Source organism: Novibacillus thermophilus (genome assembly GCF_002005165.1).
GTDB classification, from domain to species: domain Bacteria; phylum Bacillota; class Bacilli; order Thermoactinomycetales; family Novibacillaceae; genus Novibacillus; species Novibacillus thermophilus.
On sequence record NZ_CP019699.1, the window covers coordinates 1015053 to 1033682 of the forward strand.

Below are 18630 nucleotides of genomic sequence, written 5' to 3' on the forward strand. Positions count from 1 at the left end.
CGATGGAAGATGTCATCAAAGTGCTGCTCGTAGATGATCACGAGATGGTGCGGATGGGACTGGCGGCGTTTTTGTCCACGGAGAAAGGGATCGAAGTTGTCGGCGAGGCGTCCAACGGGCAAGAAGGTGTGGAGCTGGCGGAAAAGACGAAACCCGATGTCATTTTGATGGATCTGGTCATGGAGGGCATGGACGGAATTGAGGCGACGAAAGAAGTGCTAAAAGTCCATCCAGACGGCAAAGTGATCGTACTGACCAGTTTCCACGACGACGAAAAAGTGTACCCGGCTGTGGAGGCTGGAGCCTTCAGTTACTTGCTCAAAACGGCGAGGGCGTCCGAAATTGCACAAGCCGTCCGCCAGGCTTACCGCGGCCAGTCTGTATTTGAAGCCCAAGTGGCAGGGAAACTGATGTCACGGTATCGGGGAGACAGCCACAGACACAAACTGCCCCACGAACAGTGCACGGAGCGGGAGCTGGAAGTGTTGCGCCTCATCGGAGAGGGGCGCTCGAACCAGGAAATTGCCGATGAGCTGTACATCGGAATCAAAACGGTGAAAACCCACGTCAGCAACATTTTGAGCAAGCTCGGGGTAGAAGATCGCACGCAAGCGGCTATTTACGCCCACCGCCACGGACTGTGTCGGTAGGGGTCTTTCCACGTCCTGTTGAACGCGTCACAGGAAGCTACACATCCACTTGAATGGTTCCCCTCTTAGTCTATTGAGTACGTCTGTTCCAGCCACTGGCGAATGTCTTTCTTTGCTACATCCGGAAGGTCGGAGTGCGTGCAATCTAACAGTTTCACAGTACGAGGCCCTTGTGCCATCTCAGCCAGTTTTTTCACTTCTTGTGCGGGAATGATATAGTCTTTCGTCCCCCCGATGACGAGGGAGGGCACGGTTACGTTTTTCATGTGCGGCAACAACTCGCTCTTAATCCGGGTTAAAAAGTCTTTTCCATCCAGATCCTCTACGTAAAGGGCGCCCCATTCAAGTGTGCTGGTCACGATTTTGTCTTCAAAGCGGGCAGCAGGATTGGCTCCCATCCCAAGGGCGACGAGGCCGATTGCTTCATCCATCTCCGTGGCGGCTCCCACTGCCGCCGCAGCGCCCATACTGTGTCCCAACAGGACGATGTTGTCCCGCTTGGTACAGCGTCTGGCGAGTTTCAGTGATTCGATCAGTTGCACAGGGTGATCGAGTGAGCCTCGGCTTCCCCCCATCTTGTGTCCGGGAAAATCGACGTTGACGACTTCGTAACCAAAGTAACACAAGTAAGAGGCGAGACCGTCTAAATGGTGTTTGGAAACACTGAACCCGTGTCCCATTAAAACGGTCAAGCCTCGGTCTCTACTCGCATCCGGCGTGTAGACGAGGGAATTGATCGTGAAGTGAGCATTGGACTGTTCGACACGTTGAATGTGCATGGCAGATCCTTTCTTCTTTAAATCTGCTTTTATTGTAACACAAGGGAGAAAGAATCATCATGAACGCCCTCAGCTGTCTTCCATTCAACATGCGGTGTGTCGGCTCTCCGCGAACACAGTTGGAAGTTGTCGGACATTGGTCATCGGCAGGTGTGCTCGCCGGAAATGGAGTGTGGCTTGGTTTTCACCGATGCTTTCCTGAAAAACTACAACTGGGAGGGCTCTTCTTCATCAAAAATTTTTACGTCCCGCCATTTTCCGAAGAAGTAGTACAGTGTGGCCACGATGCTGCTCATGACGAAACTGACTCCGATGCCGATGGCGATGCCGTCCGGGCCCAACCACCCGGAAAAGAGGGTGACGAGGGGAAAACGCAGCACCCAGAACGAGATGAAGTTCAGCGCAAGAACTTGGAACATGGCTCCACTCGCGCGGACGACACCGTTTAACACAAAATTAATTCCGAGGAAAGGGTAGAAAAAGGCAACAGCTTTAAGGTAGTCGGCTCCGAAAGAGACGGTTGCCTCGTCGTCGACAAACAAGTGAATGAGTATCCCTGAAACAAAAAAAACAAAAGTGCTAATGGCCACTGAAACGCCTAAAATGAGTCCCACCCCGTTTTTGGCCACATCGGCGACCCGCTTCCATTTGTCCGCGCCGATGTTTTGGCCGGCCATGCTCGTCACCGCCGATCCTAACGCCATCGGGGCGATCATGATCAAGCTGCCGATGCGTTCGGCTGCACCAAATCCGGCCAGCACGTCTTCCCCAAACCGAGCGACGACACCGACGATGGCCATGTTGCCGCCCGAGATGACCGTCATTTGCAACCCGGACGGAATGCCCAACCGGAACAACACTTTTAAATAGCGCCACTGGGGCAAGTGCGGCACGGTGTAAGGAACACCGGCTTTTTGGATGGAGTAAGACAACCCGTAGCCGAATGCCAATCCTTGGGCGAGCACTGTCGCCAACGCCGCTCCGACAATGTCTAACCGAAAGCCTGCGATTAGGACGGGATCCAATACCGAATTGAGGAGGACGGCCAGGGCGACAAACCGAATCGGGGTTTTGCTGTCGCCGAGAGCTCTCAACACGGTACTGACGAAGTTGTACCCGAATAAGAACGGGATACCTACGAAATTGAGGCGCAAATAGGTGAGGGCTAACGGATGTACATTGTCGGGAGCTCCTAAGAAGTGTAACAGCGGTCCCGCCAGCACATAGCCGGCGATGCCGAGTGCAACGGACAAAATCCCGAGAACGAAGGCGAATGCGTTGAGCGATTCCTTTAAACCGTCCTCATCTCCCGCTCCTCTGTGCTGGGACAAGACGGTGAGCGTCGCGCCGTTAATGCCGATCATTAAAGACAGCACTGTGAAGATGACCGGACCTGCGAGAGCTACGGCGGCAAGAGCCTGGGCACCGAGTAGATTCCCCACCCAGAGACTGTCGATAAATTGGTAAGACGTCTGCAAGACATTCGTCAGCAAGAGGGGAATGGAAAACAGCACCATCTTTTTGGGGATGCTCCCCGTTGTAAAATCAAAGGCCTTTGCCATTGAGTTCACCTCATGAGAAGTTGTACGCCGGTCTCATCCGCACATAGATCTATTATAACGTTCCCCATTCGCTTTGTATGCGAAATTTTCCACCGCAGGAAAGAGGATGTCGCATTTCCGAAACAAAGACTCAAGGAAAGACGGGATATTGACAAACGGGGCGACCTTCTTGTAGAATATGGGACAATTAAAGAGCGAAAACGTTCCTGTGACGGGAAGGAGTAGCTGTGTTCCACCTAGACAGAGAAAGGGTGCCGTCGGCTGGAAGCCCCTGCTAAAGTGCCACAGTGAAGACATCCCCGAGGACTGTTGCTGAACGCCAGGTGTGTGAGCCTGTCAGTAGGCAACGGCGTGGGACCGCACGTTATCCGGTGTAAAGAGGGAGGCGCCAAGACGTCTCCAAGCAGGGTGGCACCACGGGTGGATGAAACTAGCGTTTAACCAATCTCTCGTCCCTGACAGACGGTCAGTGGCGGGAGATTTTCATTTTTAAAGGTGACGTGACCATTCTGTCAACTGTGTTTGACGGTTAGTAAAGGAGGAAGCGAACAGTGAAGTACAAGGCGCCGCGCGGTACGGCGGATATCCTTCCAGGGGAAGTGGAAAAGTGGCAGTTTCTCGAATCCAAAATGAGGGACGTGTGCCGGGTATTCAACTACCGGGAAGTGAGGACGCCCATGTTCGAACATATCGAACTGTTCCAACGGGGTGTTGGCGAGACGACGGACATCGTCGAAAAGGAGATGTACGCGTTTCAAGACCGGGGTGGCCGGGAGATCGCCTTGAGACCGGAAATGACGGCGGCTGCGGTGCGTGCTTTCGTAGAGCACAAATTTGACAAACAGCCGCAGCCGACAAAATGGTACTACATCGGGCCCATGTTTCGGTACGAGCGGCCGCAGGCGGGGAGGGAACGCCAGTTTACCCAGTTCGGAGTGGAGCTGTTCGGCACACACGACCCGGCCGCTGATGCCGAAGTGATTTCCCTCGCCCTGGAGACAGCCCGGGCAGTAGGGTTGACACAATTGAAGACAGAAATTAACAGTATCGGCTGTTCGGCGTGCCGTCCGCTTTACCGCGAGAAACTGATCGCCTATTTTACGCCGCACAAGGACCAGCTGTGTAAGGACTGCCAATCCCGCCTGGAGCGCAATCCGCTCCGCATCCTCGACTGCAAGCGGGAAAGCTGTCAAGCGGTTGCCCAAGATGCGCCGTCCATTTTGGATGTGTTGTGCGACAACTGTGACCCCCACTTTCAGGCCGTACGCCAGTTGCTTGAAGCGACGGGCATTGACTACGTCGTCAACGACCGACTGGTGCGGGGACTTGACTATTACACCCAAACGGCCTTTGAAATCAAAAGTGACACCCTCGGGCCCAGTCGACAATTTTTGCCGGGGGGAGGTACAACGACCTTGTGCGGGAGATCGGTGGAGCCGATTTACCTGGAATCGGGTTTGCCAGCGGTATCGAGCGGATCCTCTTGGCACTGGAGAAGGAAGGCGTCCAACTGCCGGTGGATGACGGCATCGACTGTTTCATCGTCGCACTCGGCGAACAGGCCAAAGTGAAAGCGAGCGGACTGGTGCACAGCCTGCGGCGAGCGGGCTGCTCCGCCGACCGCGATTATATGAACCGGAAGGTCAAAGGACAAATGAAAGCAGCGGACCGACTGAAAGCCCGTTTTGCCGTCGTAATCGGCGACGACGAGTTGGCGCGTTCCGCGGTGCAGGTGAAGGACTTGTCCAGCGGAGAGCAAGAAGAAGTCGACATGAATCAGCTCGTCGACTACATTCGTTCTAGGATCAGGCAGGAGGGAGTTTAAATGGCGTATTTACACAGAACACACTGTTGCGGGGAACTTCGCACGGAACAGGTCGGTGAGCGGGTGCGGTTAAACGGGTGGGTGCACAACCGCAGAGACTTGGGAGGGGTCATCTTCCTCGATGTGCGCGACCGATCCGGGATTGTCCAAGTTGTGTGCAACCCGGAATTCTCCGAAGAAGCAGCCGACCTGGCCGACAAGCTTAGAAATGAGTACGTCGTCGCCATCGAAGGGGAGGTGGTGGAGCGCGATCCGGATACGGTCAACCCGAACCTCCCGACGGGAAAGATCGAAGTGCGGGCGACGACAATCCAACTGTTGAGCCGCGCGAAGACACCGCCGTTTTCCATCAACCAGCCGAATGCGGATGTAGATGAAACGGTGCGTCTAAAGTACCGTTACCTCGACTTAAGGCGCGACGCTATGCAACGCACGTTTAAAATTCGGCACAAAGCGACTCAAGTGATCCGCCGCTTTCTCGACGCCCATGGCTATTTGGAACTGGAAACGCCCATGTTGACGCGGAGCACGCCGGAAGGAGCGCGGGATTACCTCGTGCCGAGTCGAATCCACGAAGGGGCGTTTTACGCGCTGCCCCAGTCGCCGCAACTGTTCAAGCAGCTGCTGATGGTGTCGGGGTTCGAACGGTATTACCAAATAGTACGTTGTTTTCGCGACGAGGATTTGCGCGCCGACCGGCAGCCGGAGTTCACCCAGCTGGATATCGAAACGTCCTTTCTTCCGCCGGAGGCGCTGCAGTCTGAGATGGAAGAGATGATATCTGACATTTTCCGCGAGACGATAGGGTATCATGTGCCCACGCCTTTCCCGCGGTTGACGTACCAAGAGGCGATGGACCGCTACGGTACCGACAAACCGGACTTGCGGTTCGGGTTGGAACTGTGTGACGTGACTCATATTGTGAAAGACAGCCAGTTTAAAGTGTTTGCCGGCGCCGTGCAGTCGGGCGGACAGGTGAAGGGGATAAACGCCAAAGGGTGTGCCGATTTCAGCCGGAAAGACATCGACGTTTTGACCGACTACTTAAAGCCTTACGGCGCCAAAGGGCTCGCCTGGATCGCCGTGAAAGACAGCGGGATGACAGGTCCGATCGTCAAGTTTTTCTCAGAAGAAGAGCGGCGCCGGCTGGCGGATGCGTTGGAGGCGGAGACGGGAGATCTCTTACTGTTTGTCGCAGACCAGGCGGACGTCGTCGCCGAATCACTGGGTCAGCTCAGGCTCAAACTCGCCCGTGACCTCGACCTCATTCCAGAAGATACGTACGCTTTCGCCTGGATCACGGATTTTCCGCTCTTTACGTACGATGAGGAAGAAGGGCGTTACCAGGCGGTGCACCATCCGTTTACGCTGCCAGTTGAAGAAGACATCGAGAAACTGACGACTGACCCCGCCAGTGTGCGGGCACAGGCTTACGACATGGTGTGCAACGGTTACGAGATCGGCGGCGGCAGCATGCGCATCTACCAGCGCGACGTGCAGGAAAAAATGTTCGCGGCCCTCGGGTTTACAGAGGAAGAGGCGAAAAGGCGATTCGGGTTTTTGTTAGAAGCGTTCGAGTACGGTACACCGCCCCACGGCGGCATCGCCTTCGGCCTGGACCGGATCGTGATGTTGCTGGCGAAGCGCCACAATTTGCGGGACGTGATCGCCTTTCCGAAGACCCAGAGTGCCAGCTGTCTCATGACGGAGGCCCCGGGGCCGGTGGACGACAAACAGCTCGAAGAACTGCACATTTCGGTCGTGCCTTCGACTCCGTTCGACGACTGACACAAAAAGACCAGGTGTACGCTGGTCTTCTTTTTAAAGGTACCCCCTCTCTGGGATGTACATCGTGTGACGTTGTGCAGGAGGGACATGCCTTAAGACAACTTCAGAAAAGGTAGCCGTTCGAGGTCACTGCCTTTGAAGCGGATGCTTCACTCTGCTGTTTCGGCGGGGATCTCGTATGTTCAGGGATGCTGTTTTCCATTGTCTTAAGCCATGCCCTTCACCTGCAACGCATGACGCTACATGTGCTGGTACCATACGTGTGGCAAGATGTATTTTCAGAGTAGAAAGCAAGAGGGACGTTATCGCAACAACATCGCGTCCGATCGCGATAGGGAAAGTCAGCAACTATGGGCGAATCAGGTAGATCTAACAGAAGTGGAGAAGTGGCGGTCGTCAAATAGGATTTTGACCAAGCATTTGGAAACGACGTATCTGTTGATGCGACGGGATAGGATGAGGAAGCATGTCGGTGCGCTATGCGGTGACGATTCTGGTCGTATGGCTGCTGTCAGCAGAACACCCCCCTCTGTTGCACGACCCGGTCTTCTGGGGAGTAACGGGCGTACTGTTTTTAGGGGTGACATCTGAACACCTTTGGTGGCGTCCGTTTTGGCTGTATTTTCTGTTAACGGCAGTTGTTTGCGCCTTTGCCACGTACGCGGAACCGATGTTGATCGTGTGGCTCTTGCCGCTAAGTTTTATTTTTTTCTACAGCCGGAACGAGCAGGCCAGCGGAAGGGGAATTGCGGCCTTAGGGCTCATCTCCAGTCTCGGAGTCGTCGTAAGTCACGACGTGTGGACGATGCGCCTGTTCGTGTGTGCTTATCTGATCTTTACAGTATGGTGTCTTTTCCACTATTACCGATCACAACACCTACTTCGTGAGAAAGACAGAGGAATCGACGAATTGGCGTATGAGTACAGAAAACTGAAACGACAACTCTCGCTGGAAGAAGAAGCGTTGAAGCAGGCGGAACGGGTGCGAATTGCCCGCAACGTGCACGATTCCGTCGGACATCGGCTCACCGGCCTCATTATGCAACTGCAAATGTTGGAAATGCAGGCGGACCACAATGCGTCCCAAATAGCGCAAGCGAAAGAAACGGCACGGTCCGCACTGCAGGACATGCGGCAAGCGGTACAGTCTTTGGAAAGCGATGAGAAAAAAGGCGTACAGATGATCATCCAGCTCATCCGCAAACTGGAAGCCGAAACCCACGTCCGCGTGTCGTTTACGACGAAAAACGGGGCACTGTCGGTGCCGCTGACCGATGAACAGAGCGTGGCCCTTTACCGCTTCGTTCAGGAAGGTTTAACGAATGCAATGCGACACGTCTATGCGAAAAAAGCTGCTGTCACCTTTGAAGTGGCAGGAGGACAGACGTACATTGTAACGATGACCAATCCTGTACAAGAAAAAATTCAAGTCGTGGAGGGATTTGGGCTGACTCAGCTCAGACAACGCTTTGAACATCTGGGCGGGACGTTTTGCGCGCGGTGTTCCGCCCGCACATTTCGGCTAGAGGGAACGTTTCCGCTGAAAAGGAAAGAGGTGTGAACAGATGAAGACGATATTGCTGGCTGAGGACCAGCAAATTGTGCGGCAGGGGTTGAAAATGATGATCGAACACAACGGACCGTATCGCGTCTTGGAAGCGAAGAACGGAGAAGAGGCTGTGCAGCGCTATGACCAAGAACGCGTCGACCTCGTTCTGATGGATGTGCGGATGCCGGTGATGACAGGTCTAGAGGCGACCAAACGCATACGTGAGAAACATCCTGACAGCCGCATCGTCATGTTGACGACATTCGCTGACGAAGCGTACGCTTTGGAAGCGCTGCAGTCCGGCGCCCTCGGCTACTTGTTAAAAGACGTCGATGTAGATCGCCTGATGGCCTCGATTCAGGGCGCCCTTGTCGGTGACATGGTGCTGGACGGACAAGTGGCGGCAAAAGTGGTCCCGAAACTTCTACAGCGAACACCGCACCCTAAAACGTCAAAGCCGCCCCATAACTTAACCGAACGGGAACAAGTCATTTTACGCCTTGTCGGTGAAGGAAAAAGTAATACTGAAATCGCCCGCGAGCTCTATTTGACAGTCGGCACCGTGAAAAACTACGTGAGTCACTTGCTCTCCAAACTGGGCTTGCGCGACCGGACACAGTTGGCCATCTATGCGTTAAAACACGACTTGACGGAGTGATGGAGACGAGATGTGAATTAAACATCGAGCAGAAAAAATGATGGGCCCCAGTGTCATCCGGTACCCTCATGTGAATCATGGCGTTCTGCCAAACTACACGCAGTGAGCGTCATTCGCAGTAAAGCGATTGCCGACAACATCCTTGTACGAGCACGGCGTTATGACGGCACACGAAAGAGACATCGCGTCTTTCTTGAGATTGAAAACGGATTCATAGGTGAACTCAAGAGAACATGACTTCCGTCATGACGCCCCGTGCAAATTGTGACCGGGGTGAATAGTCGTGAAGTTTGTTTTTTTGTATGCTGAAGGGGAGTTGCAGGGAGGGTAGAGTATGCTTGAAATGAACGATGTGACGAAGCGGTACGGGCAACACGTGGCTGTTCGGGATTTGAATCTCTATCTAGACAAAGGGGAATCAGTCGGGTTGCTCGGACCAAATGGCGCCGGGAAATCGACGACGATAGACATGTTGTCATCACTGGCGAAACCGACCAGTGGTGTCGTGCGCTTTAAAGGCCGCCCTGTTTCCGAGGTTTTGCACGCATTTCGCATGCGTATCGGCGTCGTCCCCCAGGAGATCGCCCTGTTCCCCCAACTCACGGCCGAAGAGAATCTGTTATTTTTCGGAAAAATTTATCGTCTCGACAAGAGGGAACTGAACAAGCGGGTAAACGAACTGTTAGAACTCGTCGGACTTAAGGAGAAGCGAAAAGACAAAGTGCGGACGTTCTCCGGAGGAATGAAACGGCGCTTGAACACGGCGGCCGCCCTCGTGCACAAGCCTGAGTTTCTGTTAATGGATGAGCCGACCGTCGGCATCGATCCGCAGTCGCGTCGGCACATTCTCGATCTAGTAAAAGATTTGCAAGCGAGCGGCGGCATGACGATCTTGTACACGAGTCACTACATGGAAGAAGTTGAGTATCTCTGCGACCGCGTGTACGTGATGGACCGGGGAAGCGTCATTGCTTCCGGAACGATCGATGAGATCAAGCGGATTTTAGACCGGGGTCACATTTATGAGCTGAAGCTTGCCGCTCACCACCATCAATTGGAGCAAAAATTGCGGGAAGATCCGCGCATCGAGAGTGTGGCGGCCACGGAGGACGGATACCGCGTAACCGCTTCTTGCGCTAATCTGTTCGAGCCCCTTTTGGAACTGGCGACACGAAGCGGTGCCCGTGTTTTGGGCATTCAAGTGCAGACACCGACCCTTGAGGATGTGTTTTTGCATTTAACCGGCCGTACGTTACGGGATTAGGGGGAATCACTTTGGGACCGTACTTCAAAAAAGACTTGCTGCAGTTAAGCGATGACCGGGTTGCCCTGGCGTTGATGTTGCTGATGCCCCTTGTGCTCATCGCCATACTCGGATTTTCTCTCCAACACAGTTTTCATAGCGTGCCGGACGATATACGGATTGCCGTCGTGGATCGCGATTCACAAGAAGCGGCTCTTACAAAACTGGAAGAGCGCCTCAGCGAAGAGATGCCGAAGGAGAAAGTTGAAGAACTGTTGGCCGTCGCACCGGACATTTCCGCTCCAGACCTCCTCATTGAGCACGTGTTGCAAGACGATTCATTGCAAGATTCGATTGAAATCGAGTTTGTCTCTGACGTGGAAGCTGCCCGGGACAACGACGCGTACGCGGCCGTGATCGAGATTCCGAGAGGATACCGCCTGTACATGTGGGAACACATGTTTCTCGGCACTTCCGATCATTCTGTGGCCCTGTCACTGTTTACCAACAGTGAAGAGGCTGTACGGTCCACGATCGTAGAGTCGCTCGTGGATCACTTTTTCTATGAAATGCGGGTACAGACCGTTCTGAACCGAGCCGATGCCGCGAACTTGCGTCAAGCTTTAACTCCGGAGAGTCACATTGTGCCACGTGGAGGCGAACCGGTGACGTCGTTCCAATACTATACGGCTGGCATGAGTGTCATGTTCGTCCTCTTCACAGCCGGCATCGTGGCGAACTACGCTTTCACAGAGAAGAAGACTCACGTCTTTGCTCGCATGTTGCTGGCCAATACGCCGCGGTGGAAATATTTGACGAGCAGAGGGCTCACGACCGTTTGGATTGTTTTTCTGCAATTGTTGCTGCTCTTCGTCGTGACATCGCTCGTCTTCAACATCGAATGGGGCAACCTGGCCGCGGTACTCCTCCTTTCCATCGCGCTGAGCGTCGCCGTTGGCGGAATAGGGACCCTGTTGACGTCCGTCAATTTCATGTTAAATTCAAGTACCGTATCCAATGTGTTTCAAATTTTTTTCACGTCGATCATGGCCTTTGTGGGCGGAAGCATGGTCCCGGTGCGAGAACTGTCGCCTCTCCTGGGAGAGATCGGTCATTTTACACCCAACGGCAAGGCTCTATCGGGTTATGTACAAATTTTTCGGGGAGACAGTTTAGCCGAAATCACCGACTCCCTCGCATTTTTGTGTTGTTTCGGATTCGCCTGCTTTTTGATTGCGGCAATTTTGTTTCCGCGGAAGGGGGCGTTGTCGTGAAGGCGCTTGTATGGCAGTATGGAAAAGAGCTGATGCGGCATCCGTGGGAAGTGTTGATGATGCTCGGTTTAACTGTTTTGTTTGCTTTTGTCATAAGTGGCGGATCGGATTCCGCACAGTCGCAAAACGATGTACGGGTCTATTCCACGAGTTTATCTGATGAGGCGTTACACGGTATTGTGGACCGATTGAACAGTGAGAAACCGACAGTACAGTTCAGCATCGTCACGGAAGAAGAAGCGATGGAGCTGATGAACCGCGAAGTGGTTGAAGGTGTCGTCAACTTGGGGGAGTCTTCTTACGAGATTGTCGTACAGCGGGAGGGGACGATGCTCGTCCCCCTTGTGCAGCCACTGTTGGATCAATTTTATACGACGGAGCGGCTGACGGACGTGGTCGGAGATCCCGTTCGTGAAAAGATGAGTCAACTTGCGGAAGCCTTTACAGTTGAAAAAGAAACGATGCAGCGCGGCAGCCAGTTCGACCCATCTCTTCACTTCCTGTTTGGGTTTACCCTGTATTTCTCCATCTTTACCACCGCCTTTTCCGTGAGCAGCATCCTGCAAATGAAAGAAGAGGGGATTTGGAACCGCCTGATTCTCTCGCCGACGACAAAAACGAGTATGTACATCGGGAACATCATCACCTCGTTTCTCCTCGGATACGCGCAGATTGCCGTTGTGTTGCTGCTTTTCAAGTTTGTCTTTAGGTATTCGTTCTACGGCGGATTCTGGAAACTGTTCATCGTCGTCATACCGTTTTTGTTCGCGGTGATGGCGATCGGTGTTTTTTTGAGCGGCATTGTGAAGAATTCTCGTCAGCTGGGAGCAGTCATTCCGCTGTTTGCCACAAGTGCGGCGATGTTGGGTGGAGCTTTTTGGCCCCTGGATGTCGTCGAATCGGAATGGATGCTAAAGTTGTCTTACGCAAGCCCTATGATGTACGGGATAGACATGATGAAGGGGGCGACGGTGTACAACTGGCCGTGGAAAGATTTTTTGTGGCCGGCGGCAGTACTTTTCTTCATGGGCGCTGCGGTCATCGGAGTCGGACTCAACCTGATGGAGAAAAAAGCGTCTTGAAATGTCAAAACCACCCATGGTAAAAAGATTGGCTTGCGCAAGGCCCCTCGCACGTGGTAACATAGAGACACAATAAGCGAAGAGCCCTGCGATGTGCGTGTTTACTCGCAAGTTTTGAGCCAACACCTTAACCCAGGGAGTCCGGACGTCGCAGCCGGGAGTGGAAGCCTCGCTGGAGTGGACCCATGAACGGTTGCGCAGGACACCCACCTGCCTTGAGCAGGTTCAAAACGGAGGAGTCACGGCATAACGGGGCTCTTCTTTTTTGATTTTTTAGGTTATAATAGGCGTGAACGCGTTACTCGTCTGGAGGCTTCTCACACATGCTGAACATCGGCGTCGACATCGACGGAACGATTAAATACACGCAACGCGCAGCGGTCCAAATATTTAACAAAGAATTGAAGCGCAATGTGAACGCAGAAGACGTTCGCACGTTTCATTTGGATGAACCGTACGGATTGGACAAAAGAGAAGGGAGGCGTCTGTGGCGAAAGCTCGAACCTCAAATATACTCCATCGGCTTACCGCGTGAAAACGCGGCTTCCGTATTGTCCCGTCTTTCGGATGAAGGACATGTTGTTTATTTTGTGACAGCGCGTCCCGGGATGTCGCACATTCGCGACGTGACGGAGTCGTGGCTTAAGAAACACGACTTTCCTTTTTACGGCGACAATCTGTACATGAACGCACAGGACAAAGCAAAAGTCGCAAAAAAGTTGGGAATCGACGTGTTTTTTGAAGATGCTCCTGATCACCTTGACCGCTTGTTGGCTGCCGACATTCTGACAGTTGTGGTGGATGCTGTCTACAATCGGGATTACGATCCCAACGTTCCCCGCATCCGGGATTGGGAGGAAGTGCCGCAGTTGGTCACGGCTCTGGAAAAGCGGCAAAAATAGTGAAAAACGTTGCCTTAACGCTCAGCATTCCTATATAATAAAAGCATCACGGATGCCCACGACGGTCGAAGCGCCTTCGTGGGTCCGTTATTTTTTGTTGGAGAAGGGGGAAGCGGGATGGATTTGTTTTCGTACGCTGGGGACAAAGAACAGGACGTTTCCGCTCCATTGGCAGCCAGAATGCGTCCGCGCACGTTGGAACAGTTCGTTGGACAGAGTCACATCGTCGGGCCCGGTAAGATGTTAAGACGTGCCATCGAAGCAGACCGCATCTCTTCTTTAATTTTCTACGGGCCTCCTGGAACGGGTAAAACAACATTGGCGCGAATTATCGCTGAAACGACTCAGTCGCACTTTACGGATTTGAATGCCGTCACGTCAGGTGTTGGCGACATTCGCGAAGTCGTGAAAGAAGCGAAAGAAAGGCGCGGCATGTATGGACAGCGGACGACGTTGTTTATCGATGAAATTCACCGTTTCAACAAATCGCAGCAGGACGCCCTGCTTCCCTACGTTGAGGACGGGACGATTATTCTCATCGGAGCGACGACGGAAAACCCGTTTTTCGAAGTGAACGCAGCTTTGCTCTCCCGTTCGCAAATTTTTGAGTTACACCCGTTAACAGAGGACGAACTGCAAGGTGTGATGGATCGGGCCTTGCAAGACAAAACGTACGGGTTGGGGGAATTAAATGTCCAGATTGAACCGGATGCTAGAGAACACTTGATTCACTATGCAGACGGGGATGCGAGGCGGCTGTTGAATGCGTTGGAATTAGCTGTGACGACAACGCCGCCCGAAACGTCGGGTGTCATCCACATCGACCTGGACACGGCAGTTGAGAGTATTCAGCGGAGAGCTGTCCGTTATGACAAAACTGGCGACAACCATTACGATACGATTTCAGCTTTTATTAAATCCATCCGCGGATCAGATCCGGACGCGGCACTGTACTGGCTGGCGAGGATGATAGACGCCGGCGAAGACGGGCGGTTTATTGCCAGACGACTGGTCATTGCGGCAGCGGAAGATATCGGGAATGCCGATCCCCAGGCGTTGCAAGTGGCCGTGAGCGCTTATCAAGCGTATGAGCTGGTCGGAATGCCGGAGGGGCGCATTCCCCTCGCGCAAGCCACGACGTACCTCGCCTCTGTTCCTAAAAGTAATGCAGCCTACAACGGCATTAATGAGGCGCTGGCCGATATTCGCCGAGACGGGCACAAACCGGTTCCCGCCCACTTGCGCGACGCCAGTTACAAAGGGGCAGAGAAACTGGGACACGGAAAAGGGTACCTTTATCCCCATCATTACCCGGGAAATGTGGTCCGTCAATCGTACTTGCCGGAAGGCGTGGACAAAACGTACTACAAGCCGGTGAACCACGGTGTAGAAAAAAAGTTAAAACAGTATTTAGAACGCGTCGCTGAACTGACAGAGAGGGAGTAGATGAGATGCCGTATGTGGAGAGGAAAAGGGAACTTCTCCTGCGCTATGCCGTGTTTTTCACTGGCATGACCATTTTAGCGCTCGGTATTGTGTTTAGTATACAGGCACATTTGGGGGTTAGCCCGTGGGATGTGCTGCATATCGGTTTGTCGTACACCACGCCTTTGACTGTCGGTGGAGCGAACATCGCTGCCGGGATCACGATCGTGCTTTTAACGGTCGTACTGGAACGGAGGCGGCCGACGGTCGGGTGTTTGATCAACATGGTGTACATTGGCCTTTGCATCGATTTTTTCTTTTTTCTCGGCTGGGTCCCCGTTTTTGAGCAAGTGTGGGCCCAAAGCTTGATGTTGTGTATCGGCATTGGTATGATGGGCTTTGGATCCGGCATGTATGTTGCCGCCAGGTGCGGTGCCGGCCCGCGGGACGGGCTGACTCTGGCACTCGGCAAGAAACTGGGTTGGTCCGTACGCAAAGTGAGGACGGCACTGGAATTGACGGCGCTCTTAATAGGATGGTGGTTGGGCGGCCCCGTGTTCTTCGGAACGTTAGTTGCATCGTTGGCCATTGGACCGGTCATGCAGTGGTCGATGCAGCTGTGGGAAAAGTGGATTGAACGCATGTTAGGAAGAGGTGTTGCCGTTGAAAATCTCGACAAAGGGACGTTACGGCTTAACGATCATGATGGATTTGGCCGACAAGTACGGTAAGGGGCCAACGTCATTGAAAAGTATTGCCGAACGACACAATTTGTCTGAGCACTATTTAGAGCAACTGGTCGGGCCGCTCAGAAATGCCGGCCTCGTGAAAAGTGTGCGCGGCGCGTACGGCGGGTATAAATTGAGTAAATCGCCAGATGAAATTACGGCAGGCGACGTGATTCGCGTTTTGGAAGGGCCGATTAGCCCGGTGGAATTTACAGAGGAAGAAGATCCAGCGAAACGCCACCTTTGGATTCGGATACGCGACAGCATTAACGAGGTGTTGGATTCGACGACATTGTTGGACTTGATAACGTTTGAGGAAAACGGCAACAATGATTACTACATGTTTTATTTGTAGAAGGTGAAGGGAATGGCGGTCTACCTGGACCATGCAGCGACGACCCCCGTGCACCCTGACGTGCGCGAGGCGATGCTGCCTTTTTTGGGCAGCGAATTTGGGAATCCATCCAGTATCCACCGCTTTGGTCGCGACGTCCGGTCAGCTATTGACGAAGCGCGTGACGCTGTTGCGACAGGGTTGAACACAGAAGCGAAACGCATCGTGTTTACGAGCGGCGGGACAGAAGCAGACAATCTGGCAGTTATCGGCGCGGCTGTGGCCAATCGGGACAAAGGCCAACACGTCATTACGACAGCGGTGGAACACCATGCTGTACTGGAAGCGTGTCATTATTTAGAAGAAATCGGATTTAACCTGACGTACGTCCCGGTTGACGAAACAGGGCTCGTCCATGTCCAGACCATTCAAGAGGCGATAACGGATGAAACGACGCTGATCAGTGTGATGTTTGGCAACAATGAGGTAGGCACCGTCCAACCGATCGCCGAAATCGGCCGTTTAGCCAGGGAACACGGCATCATTCTTCACACCGACGCCGTGCAAGCTTTTGGTGTCGTCCCCATCGATGTGTCCGCGCTCCCCGTTGACCTGCTCTCGGTATCGGCCCACAAAATAAACGGGCCGAAAGGGGTCGGGGCACTGTACGTGCGACAAGACGTCCCGTTTACCCCCCGCTTGTTCGGTGGGTCCCAGGAGAGAAAGCGCCGCCCGGGCACTGAAAACGTCCCTGGAATTGTCGGGTTCGGCAAAGCTGTGGAGATTGTGCAAAACGAGTTGGGGGACAAGAGCAAAACGCTTTTCAAATTGCGGCAGGCCATGGTGGACGTGTGGGAAGCGAGCGGCATCGAATTTGTCATCAACGGAAATACGCATGCGTGTTTGCCTCACATTTTGAACGTGAGTTTCATCGGCGTCGATACGGAATCAATGTTGATGAACCTCGATTTGGAAGGTGTCGCCTGTTCCAGCGGATCAGCGTGTACAGCTGGTTCTCTGGAAGTGTCGCACGTCCTGAAAGCGATGCAGTTGCCTGAAGACGTGACGGCTTCTGCGGTGCGGTTCAGCTTTGGTCTCGGGAATACGGTGGAAGAGGTGCAGTCGGCGGCAGAGACAGCGGTGAAGATCGCCAAGAGGTTACGGTAGCGCAGAAGGGCTCCGCTGCCGTGTCGCCTACTTTCACACTCCGCCATCCGTGTGGCTAAAAGCCTTTTCGCGTCCGGCTACTGCCTCACTTGGGCTAGTACCGTCAGCTCAAGTTTTTCTCCTCCTTGCGGATTTTTTCCGCTATCGTGTACAGCATGTCTTGCTTCGTCTGCCACACTTTTTCTGTCAAGTCTACAGGGTATTCTTGTGGATTGAGGTTGCGCAAGTACTCTTCCCAAAATTGGCCCAGCTGTTTGCGGTGGTATTCCCGTACTTCTTCTAAGTTCGGGCGTTTGTACACGAGTTTTCCCCCGCGGAAAATAGGCTGTAGCAACTCTTCCAAATAGTAGTTTTCTACAATTTTTTTGCGGTATGTGTGTACTGGGTGGAACAAAACTAAAGGCTTTTCCGTGTCAATCGTTTCCTCGACACACGCAATTAAATCTGCGTGAGCTTTTTGGGTTTTGCGGTCTATGACGCGGTAGACGGTTTTTCGTCCTGGGGTTGTCACTTTTTGTGGGTTGGACGATATTTTGATCGTCGGACGCCATTCTTCACCGTCTTCAATGGCCACCATTTTGTAGACGGCACCGAGAGCCGGTTGGTCGTATGCGGTGATGAGACGGGTGCCGACACCCCACGCGTCAATGGCCGCTCCCTGTGATTTCAAGTGCAAAATGGTGTGCTCGTCCAAATCGCTCGATGCAAAAATTTTCGTCTCCGTAAGACCGGCTTCGTCCAACATTTTGCGTGCCACTTTAGACAGGTAAGCGAGATCGCCGCTGTCAATGCGTATCCCTTGCAGCGTTTTGCCTCGTTTCTTTAATTCTTTGCCAATCTGAATGGCGTGGGGCAACCCGCTTTTAATGGTGTTGTACGTATCGACTAGCAAAATCGTCTGATCTGGCAATGCTTCGGCAAAAGCGCGAAAGGACGTCAGTTCATCGTCGAAATGTTGGACCCATGCGTGGGAATGTGTTCCTTTACAGGGGATTCCGAACAGTTGCCCCGCTTTTACGTTGGACGTCGCGTCGAAACCGGCCAAATAGGCGGCTCGTGTTCCCCAGATGGCGGCTTCCGGCTCTTGCGCCCGGCGGGAGCCGAACTCGAGTAAAATGTCGTCCGGCGCGATGTGGCGGATACGGGCTGCCTTTGTGGCGATGAGCGTCTGGTAGTTGATCATGTTCAGCAACGCCGTTTCGATCAACTGTACTTCAAAAATGGGGCCTTCCACCCGCATCAACGGTTCGTTAGGAAAGGCGAGCGTCCCTTCCGGCATTGCGTACACGTCACTCGTAAAACGCCACTCTTTCAGTGCTCGTAAAAATGCTTCATCGTACTGTTCTTCTTCTTCCCGCAAAAAGCGGATGTCATCTTCCGTGAACCGCAAGTTGGATAAGTACAAAATCGCTTGTTCCAAACCGGCGACGACAGCGAATCCGTTCTCAAAAGGCAGTTCACGAAAGTATAAATCAAACACACACTTTTTGAGGTGTGTCCCATTTTTCCAATGGGCGTACATCATGTTCAACTGGTATTTGTCGGTGTGTAAGGCGAGGGATTCCACCCCTTCAGCTCCTCTCGAGAAAAAAATGTAGCCATGCGCGGACATTTTTTATACGATAGAATTGACGACATTCACGTTCATGAAGTAGGTGTCACAT

Annotated in this window: 15 protein-coding genes, 1 other RNA gene, 1 pseudogene and 1 other annotated feature; of the genes and pseudogenes, 14 read left to right on the forward strand and 3 right to left on the reverse strand. The window is 53.2% G+C overall.

Translation table 11 applies throughout. The features are described from left to right. The first annotated feature begins 2 nt into the window (after nt 1-2). On the forward strand, nt 3-650 hold the full coding sequence (locus tag B0W44_RS04995; RefSeq protein ID WP_077719050.1) for a response regulator: 648 nt from the start codon (nt 3-5) through the stop codon (nt 648-650). Between the two features lie 65 nt (nt 651-715). On the opposite strand, the gene B0W44_RS05000 is transcribed toward B0W44_RS04995, so the two are convergent. Together B0W44_RS05000 and B0W44_RS05005 are read right to left on the reverse strand one after the other, a co-directional pair. Continuing rightward, nucleotides 716-1429, reverse strand: coding sequence for an alpha/beta hydrolase (locus tag B0W44_RS05000; RefSeq protein WP_077719051.1), 714 nt, complete (start codon nt 1427-1429; stop codon nt 716-718). Between the two features lie 206 nt (nt 1430-1635). After that, complete coding sequence (locus B0W44_RS05005) at nt 1636-2991, reverse strand: MATE family efflux transporter (RefSeq protein WP_077719052.1); 1356 nt, start codon at nt 2989-2991, stop codon at nt 1636-1638. A gap of 199 nt (nt 2992-3190) precedes the next feature. Then, nucleotides 3191-3451, forward strand: a binding site (T-box leader). Nucleotides 3452-3542: 91 nt separating this feature from the next. Here B0W44_RS05005 and hisS point away from each other — a divergent pair. From hisS to B0W44_RS05070, 13 genes and pseudogenes are all read left to right on the forward strand, one after another. Next, nucleotides 3543-4816 (forward strand): annotated as a pseudogene (gene hisS, locus B0W44_RS05010) (histidine--tRNA ligase). Continuing rightward, nucleotides 4817-6604, forward strand: a complete 1788-nt coding sequence (aspS, locus tag B0W44_RS05015; protein ID WP_077719053.1) for an aspartate--tRNA ligase — start codon at nt 4817-4819, stop codon at nt 6602-6604. Between the two features lie 466 nt (nt 6605-7070). Continuing rightward, nucleotides 7071-8165, forward strand: coding sequence for a sensor histidine kinase (locus B0W44_RS05020; RefSeq protein ID WP_077719054.1), 1095 nt, complete (start codon nt 7071-7073; stop codon nt 8163-8165). A gap of 4 nt (nt 8166-8169) precedes the next feature. Beyond that, nucleotides 8170-8811 (forward strand): response regulator, encoded by a 642-nt coding sequence (locus B0W44_RS05025; RefSeq protein ID WP_077719055.1) that lies wholly within the window; start codon nt 8170-8172, stop codon nt 8809-8811. A 334-nt stretch (nt 8812-9145) separates the two neighbouring features. Then, entirely contained in the window at nt 9146-10075 is a 930-nt protein-coding gene (locus B0W44_RS05030) for an ABC transporter ATP-binding protein (protein WP_077719056.1), read from the forward strand. 11 nt (nt 10076-10086) lie between these two features. Further along, on the forward strand, nt 10087-11328 hold the full coding sequence (locus B0W44_RS05035) for an ABC transporter permease (RefSeq protein WP_077719057.1): 1242 nt from the start codon (nt 10087-10089) through the stop codon (nt 11326-11328). Then, the gene (locus B0W44_RS05040; protein ID WP_077719058.1) at nt 11325-12410 is read left to right on the forward strand and encodes an ABC transporter permease; all 1086 of its coding nucleotides are present in this window, start codon (nt 11325-11327) and stop codon (nt 12408-12410) included. Before B0W44_RS05035 ends, B0W44_RS05040 begins: the two co-directional genes overlap by 4 nt. Before the next feature lie 80 nt (nt 12411-12490). Continuing rightward, nucleotides 12491-12670, forward strand: a non-coding RNA gene (gene ssrS / locus B0W44_RS05045) — 6S RNA. Between the two features lie 63 nt (nt 12671-12733). Next, nucleotides 12734-13312, forward strand: coding sequence for a 5' nucleotidase, NT5C type (locus B0W44_RS05050; protein ID WP_077719059.1), 579 nt, complete (start codon nt 12734-12736; stop codon nt 13310-13312). Between the two features lie 117 nt (nt 13313-13429). Then, the gene (locus B0W44_RS05055; RefSeq protein WP_077719060.1) at nt 13430-14758 is read left to right on the forward strand and encodes an AAA family ATPase; all 1329 of its coding nucleotides are present in this window, start codon (nt 13430-13432) and stop codon (nt 14756-14758) included. Between the two features lie 5 nt (nt 14759-14763). Next, nucleotides 14764-15468 carry a YczE/YyaS/YitT family protein gene (locus B0W44_RS05060; RefSeq protein WP_077719061.1) on the forward strand — a complete coding sequence of 235 codons (705 nt, stop codon included), beginning with the start codon at nt 14764-14766 and terminating at the stop codon, nt 15466-15468. Continuing rightward, nucleotides 15401-15820 carry a cysteine metabolism transcriptional regulator CymR gene (gene cymR, locus B0W44_RS05065; RefSeq protein ID WP_077719062.1) on the forward strand — a complete coding sequence of 140 codons (420 nt, stop codon included), beginning with the start codon at nt 15401-15403 and terminating at the stop codon, nt 15818-15820. Before B0W44_RS05060 ends, cymR begins: the two co-directional genes overlap by 68 nt. Nucleotides 15821-15832: 12 nt before the next feature. Then, nucleotides 15833-16966, forward strand: coding sequence for a cysteine desulfurase family protein (locus B0W44_RS05070; RefSeq protein ID WP_077719063.1), 1134 nt, complete (start codon nt 15833-15835; stop codon nt 16964-16966). A gap of 103 nt (nt 16967-17069) precedes the next feature. Here the strand turns inward: B0W44_RS05070 and B0W44_RS05075 are convergent, their stop codons facing one another. Then, on the reverse strand, nt 17070-18578 hold the full coding sequence (locus B0W44_RS05075) for a nicotinate phosphoribosyltransferase (RefSeq protein WP_179947367.1): 1509 nt from the start codon (nt 18576-18578) through the stop codon (nt 17070-17072). Between the last annotated feature and the right edge of the window lie 52 nt (nt 18579-18630).